The organism is Kocuria sp. ZOR0020, assembly GCF_000800955.1.
Lineage (GTDB): Bacteria > Actinomycetota > Actinomycetes > Actinomycetales > Micrococcaceae > Kocuria > Kocuria subflava.
Map to the genome: position 1 here is coordinate 1 of NZ_JROX01000174.1, position 5,256 is coordinate 5,256.

General features: G+C 68.8%; 4 protein-coding genes. 3 read left to right on the plus strand and 1 reads right to left on the minus strand.

The annotated features are described in order from the left end of the window. On the minus strand, window positions 1-318 hold a 318-nt coding region (locus L979_RS10600), incomplete at its 3' end, for a BlaI/MecI/CopY family transcriptional regulator (RefSeq protein ID WP_231559507.1). 108 nt (window positions 319-426) lie between these two features. On the opposite strand from L979_RS10600, the gene L979_RS10605 reads away from it, so the two are divergent. The 3 genes from L979_RS10605 to cydD all read left to right on the plus strand — a co-directional run. Further along, a complete protein-coding gene (locus L979_RS10605) occupies window positions 427-2,010 on the plus strand; it encodes a cytochrome ubiquinol oxidase subunit I (protein ID WP_019311285.1) in 1,584 nt (527 codons plus the stop codon). Between the two features lie 28 nt (window positions 2,011-2,038). Next, window positions 2,039-3,133 (plus strand): cytochrome d ubiquinol oxidase subunit II, encoded by a 1,095-nt coding sequence (gene cydB / locus L979_RS10610; protein ID WP_019311286.1) that lies wholly within the window; start codon window positions 2,039-2,041, stop codon window positions 3,131-3,133. Continuing rightward, window positions 3,130-5,256, plus strand: a 2,127-nt coding sequence (gene cydD / locus L979_RS10615; RefSeq protein ID WP_047692183.1) for a thiol reductant ABC exporter subunit CydD, incomplete at its 3' end; no start/stop codon positions are given. The genes cydB and cydD, both read left to right, overlap by 4 nt.

Below are 5,256 nucleotides of genomic sequence, written 5' to 3' on the forward strand. Positions count from 1 at the left end.
CGATCTCAACGTCCGGTCGTTGGCTGTTCCGAGGACCTCGTGCATGAGGGAGGCCATGTGCTCTTCGCGGGACGCTGCGGCGTGGTACCGGTGGGGGCGGAAGGTGCGTTCCCGTGTGACGAAGCCTTTGCGCTCCAGGCGGGACAGGACGGTGAGCACGGTGGTGGCGGCGCGGGGGCGACCGCTGTCGGTGGCTAGGGGGAGCTGGTCCTGGAGGTCGTAGGCCGACAGGGGGGTGTCCGCCTGCCAGAGGATCTCCATGATGGATCGCTCCAGGTCACCTAAGGAGGTTGCACGTTTCGATTCGTTGGTTGCCACCAGCTGATTCTAGCGGACCGACCCACGTGTTCTACAGTGGTGTAGAAGTAGTTCTACGACTCGTAGAACTACTTCTACACCACTGTAAAAAGGCTTGGGGGACAACCCATGGATCCGTTGGAGATCGCCCGGTGGCAGTTCGGGATCACCACCGTCTACCACTTCGTGATGGTCCCGCTCACGCTCGGGCTGGGTCTGCTGGTGGCGCTCATGCAGACGATGTGGGTGCGCACCGGCAACGAGCGTTGGCTGCGGATGACGAAGTTCTGGGGCAAGCTCTACCTGATCAACTTCATCATGGGCGTGGCCACCGGGTTGGTGCAGGAATTCCAGTTCGGGATGGCCTGGAGCGAGTACTCCCGCTTCGTCGGCGACGTCTTCGGCGCACCGCTGGCGATGGAGGGCCTGCTCGCCTTCTTCTTCGAGTCCACCTTCCTGGGCCTGTGGATCTTCGGCTGGGACCGCCTGCCCAAGAAGCTGCACCTGGCCACGCTGTGGACCGCGGTGCTCGGCTCCGTGGTCTCGGCCTTTTTCATCATCGTCGCCAACTCCTGGATGCAGCACCCGGTGGGCGTGGAGATGGTGGACGGCCGCCCGGTGATGAACGACGTGTGGGCGGTGCTGACCAACAACACGGCCCTGGTGGCCTACTCCCACACCCTGGCCGGAGCGGTGGCAGTGGGCGCGGCGTTCCTGATCGGGGTTTCCTGGTACCAGCTGTGGCAGCGCCGCCGGGACAACATCGACACCGTCGACGACTCCGGTGCCGTGGTCGTGGGAGAGCGGGCCGATATTCCCGGGCGGGACCGGGTCGACCACGCGGTGTGGCTGTCCAGCCTGCGCATCGGTGCGGTGGTCGCCGCCGTCGCCTTCGGCGGGGTCGCCGCCACCGGGGACCTGCAGGGCAAGCTCATGTTCGACCAGCAGCCGCTGAAGATGGCCGCCGCTGAGGCGGCCTGCCACGATGGCACCAGCTTCTCGGTGCTGGCCGTGGGCCCGCTCGGAGCCCAGGACTGTGACCAGGTGACCAACGTCATCGAGATCCCGGGCCTGCTGTCGTTTTTGGCCCACGGGGACTTCGACACCGAAGTCAAGGGCGTGAACACCCTCATCCCACAGTACGAGGCCGCCTACGGCACCCACCTGCCTGAAGACCCCATGTACGGCGAACGGGCCGGCCAAAAGATCGACTACCTGCCCCTAATGGAGGTCACCTACTGGGGGTTCCGCCTGATGATCGGCTTCGGCATGCTCGCCGCCGGCTTCGCGGCGCTGACGCTGTGGCTCACCCGGAAGGGCACCGTCCCGGCTTCCAAGCCCTTGATGTGGGTGGCGGTGGCCTCCATCCTGGCACCCTTCGGGGCCAACATTGCCGGGTGGGTGTTCACCGAGATGGGACGGCAACCGTTCGTGGTCGTCCCGAATCCCAACCCCAGTGGTGTGGACGGGGTGTACATGTACACCGCCGCTGCCGTCTCCCCGGGAGTCAGCGGGGAGGAGATCCTTTTCTCCCTCATCACCCTCGGGCTGATCTACGCGGTCCTGCTGGTGGTGGAGACGAGGTTGCTCGTGCGCTACGTGCGCGGCGGGGTCGCCTCGGCCATGCCCGAGCTCGCCCACCACGAAGATGACCCCGCCCATCCCGAGGGCATGACCGGTCGGCGCGATGACGTGCTGGCCTTCGCCTACTGAGCCCGACGACCACAGAACGGCCCCTGACATGGAACTGCTTCCCACTCTCTGGTTCATCGCCATCGCGGTGCTGTGGACCGGGTTCATCCTCCTGGACGGCTTCGACCTGGGCGTGGGGATGCTCATGCTCACCAGTACCCGCGATGAGCGCCAGCGCCGGCAGATGCTCAATACCATCGGCCCGGTGTGGGACGGCAACGAGGTGTGGCTGATCACCGCAGCCGCCGGGCTCTTCGCCGCCTTCCCCGACTGGTACGCCTCCTTGTTCTCTGCCCTGTACGTCCCCTTCGTGTTCGTCCTGGTCGGGCTGATTTTCCGGGCGGTGTCCATCGAGTACCGCGGCAAGGTCCACAGCGACCGGTGGCGGCGGTGGGTGGACCGGGCCCTGGGCGGGGGATCGTTCCTGGTCGCCTTCGGGCTCGGTGCTGCCTTGGCTTTGACCACTACGGGCCTGCCGCTGAACGCCAACGGCGACCGCGTCGGCGGGGCCTTCGCCTGGTTCACGCCCTACGCGCTGCTCGGTGGGCTGGCGCTGGTCGGTTTCTGCCTCGTGCACGCCTCGGCCTTCCTGGGACTGAAGACCGAGGGCCCGGTCCGGGTGCGTGCCCGCCAGTTCCTCCTCCGTTTCGGCCCGGCCGCGCTGGTGCCGCTCACCGTGTGGGTGTTGGCCGTTCAAGTGCTCCACGACAAGGCCTGGACCTGGCCCCTGGTCGGTGCCGCGGTCGTCGCCGCGCTCTTCGGGTGGACCAGCGCCCGCCTGGGCCGGGAAGGCCGCGCCTTCGCCGGCTCCGCCGCACTGCTGTTCTGCGGCCTTACCTCAATCTTCGCCAACGTCTACCCCGTGGTCCTGCCCTCCACGATCGACCCCGCCCACCACCTGACGGTGGCCAACGCCTCCAGCAGCGACTACACCCTGGGGGTCATGACCGTCGTGGCGGCCATCGGCTTGCCCTCGGTGATGCTCGCTCAGAGCTGGAGCTATTGGGTGTTCCGCCGGCGCCTGACCACCGGCCATCTTCCCGCCCCCCACCCCGTCCTTCCCGCCGTTGCCCCGAGCCGCGCCGCGGGTACCCGACGTGAGGGTGTGCCGGGGACGGGCACGGACGGGAACCAGCAGGCATGAAACGTCCCCCGCTGGGCCCCGGTGGTGCTGCCACAGTCTTCACCCTCGGCCTCCTCGGAGCGCTCAAGGCTCTGGCTCTGATCGGCATGGCCGAAGCCCTGGCCCGCGGCATCGTCGGGGTCATCGCTCATGACACGGCGGCCTGGCAACGGGCTCTGCTGGTCGGGGTCGGTGCCGGGCTGCTGCGTGCCGCAACCACCTGGGCCACCCAGGTCGTCGCCGTCCGCGCCGCCGGTCGGGCGAAGCGGGGGCTGCGCCGAGAACTCGCCACCCGCCTCCTGGCCGGGGGCGGCCACGACGTCGGCGCCACGACCACTGTGGGCACCATCGGCCTCGACGCCCTCGACGACTACTACGCGCGCGTGCTGCCCTCGGTCACCGCCGCCACCACCGTGCCTCTGCTGGTCGGGGCGCGGATCCTGGCCGCCGACTGGGTCAGCGCCCTCATCATCGTGCTCACCGTGCCCCTGATTCCGGTGTTCATGGCACTGATCGGGCTGCACTCCCAGGACAAGGCTGAGGAGTCCTCCGCCGCCCTTCAACGACTCTCCCACCACCTGGTCGAACTCGCCCGTGGACTGCCCGTCCTCGTGGGCCTGGGACGGATCGAGGAGCAGGCTGCGGCGCTGCGCGATGTCTCCGAGCAGCACCGGCACACAACCATGGTGACCCTGCGCACCGCGTTCCTCTCCGCGCTCGTGCTCGAGCTGATCGCCACGCTCTCGGTCGCCGTCGTGGCGGTGTTCGTCGGCGTGCGCCTCGTCTACGGTGACCTCGACCTCCTGGTGGGACTCATTGCCCTCATCCTCGCCCCCGAATGCTTCGCCCCCTTCCGCGACCTCGGCGCAGCCTTCCACGCCTCCCAGGACGGCATGGCAGCCTTGCACTGCTCCCGTGAGATCGTCGCCGAGCCCCCGGCCCCCGACATCCGCAGACCGACGCCACCGGAATCGAACCCCGCAACGATCAACCCCCAGCCGGACACCCCAGCGGACCAGGCACCCGCGGTGCGAATCAGTGGCGTGGTCGTGCGCTACCCAGGACGGCCCTCCCCAGCAGTATCCGGTCTCGACGCCGAAATCCCTTCCGGAACTATCACTAGCGTCGAAGGCCCCAGCGGCAGCGGCAAATCCACCCTGCTCGGGGTCCTCGCCGGAACCATCGAAGCCCAAAAAGGAACCATCCACGGGATCGACCCGGCTGCAGTGGCCTGGGTGCCTCAGCACATCCACACCGTCGGCGAGACCGTCCTCGACGAGATCCAGCTCTACGCCCACGACACCGCTTCCACCCACCACGCCCTCGCGCGAGTCGGACTGACCGGGCTGGCCGAGGCGGACCCGAACCAACTCAGCCCCGGGGAACTGCGCCGCCTGGGCCTGGCCCGGGGCCTGGTCCGCATCACCGCCGGGGCCCGGCTGCTGCTCCTCGACGAGCCCACCGCCCACCTCGATCCCACCAACGCGCACCGCATCAGAAACCTCATCGACAACCTGCGCGGCACCACCACCGTGATCCTGGCCTCCCACGAAACCGAGATCACCGCCCTCGCCGACCAGAAAGTGCTCCTGGGGCAGCCCGCCAGCCCCCGCGGGGAGGGGGCGCATCGCCAGCCAGGAACCACCGCCCCGGAGGAGCAGCAGGCCTCCGATCGCCAGGGCGAGGCGTTCACTTCTTCACTCGCCGAGACCTCCGGTGGTGCGTTGGGCGAGCTCAGGGCGTTCCTCGCCTCCACTCGCTGGCGCATGTTGGGGGCAGCGGCCCTGGGGACGGCCTCAGCCCTGTTCGCCGCCGCCCTCACCACGCTGTCGGGCTGGCTAATCGTGCGCGCCAGCGAGCAGCCGGGAATCATGTACCTGATGGTCGCCATCGTCGGCGTCCGCTTCTTCGGCATCGGCCGCGCCGTGCTGCGCTACGCCGAACGACTGGCCACCCACGACGCCGTCCTGTCCGCCACCACCGAGCTCAGGTCCCGGATCTGGGCCGGGCTGGCCGCCCGAGGCCTGGCCTCCCGGGTTCTAGCCACCGGTGGGGCGGCCCTGGAGCACCTGGTCGACGCCGCCGACCGGGTCCGCGACCTGGCCCCCCGGGTCCTGCTGCCACCGATGGCCGGGGCCGGCACC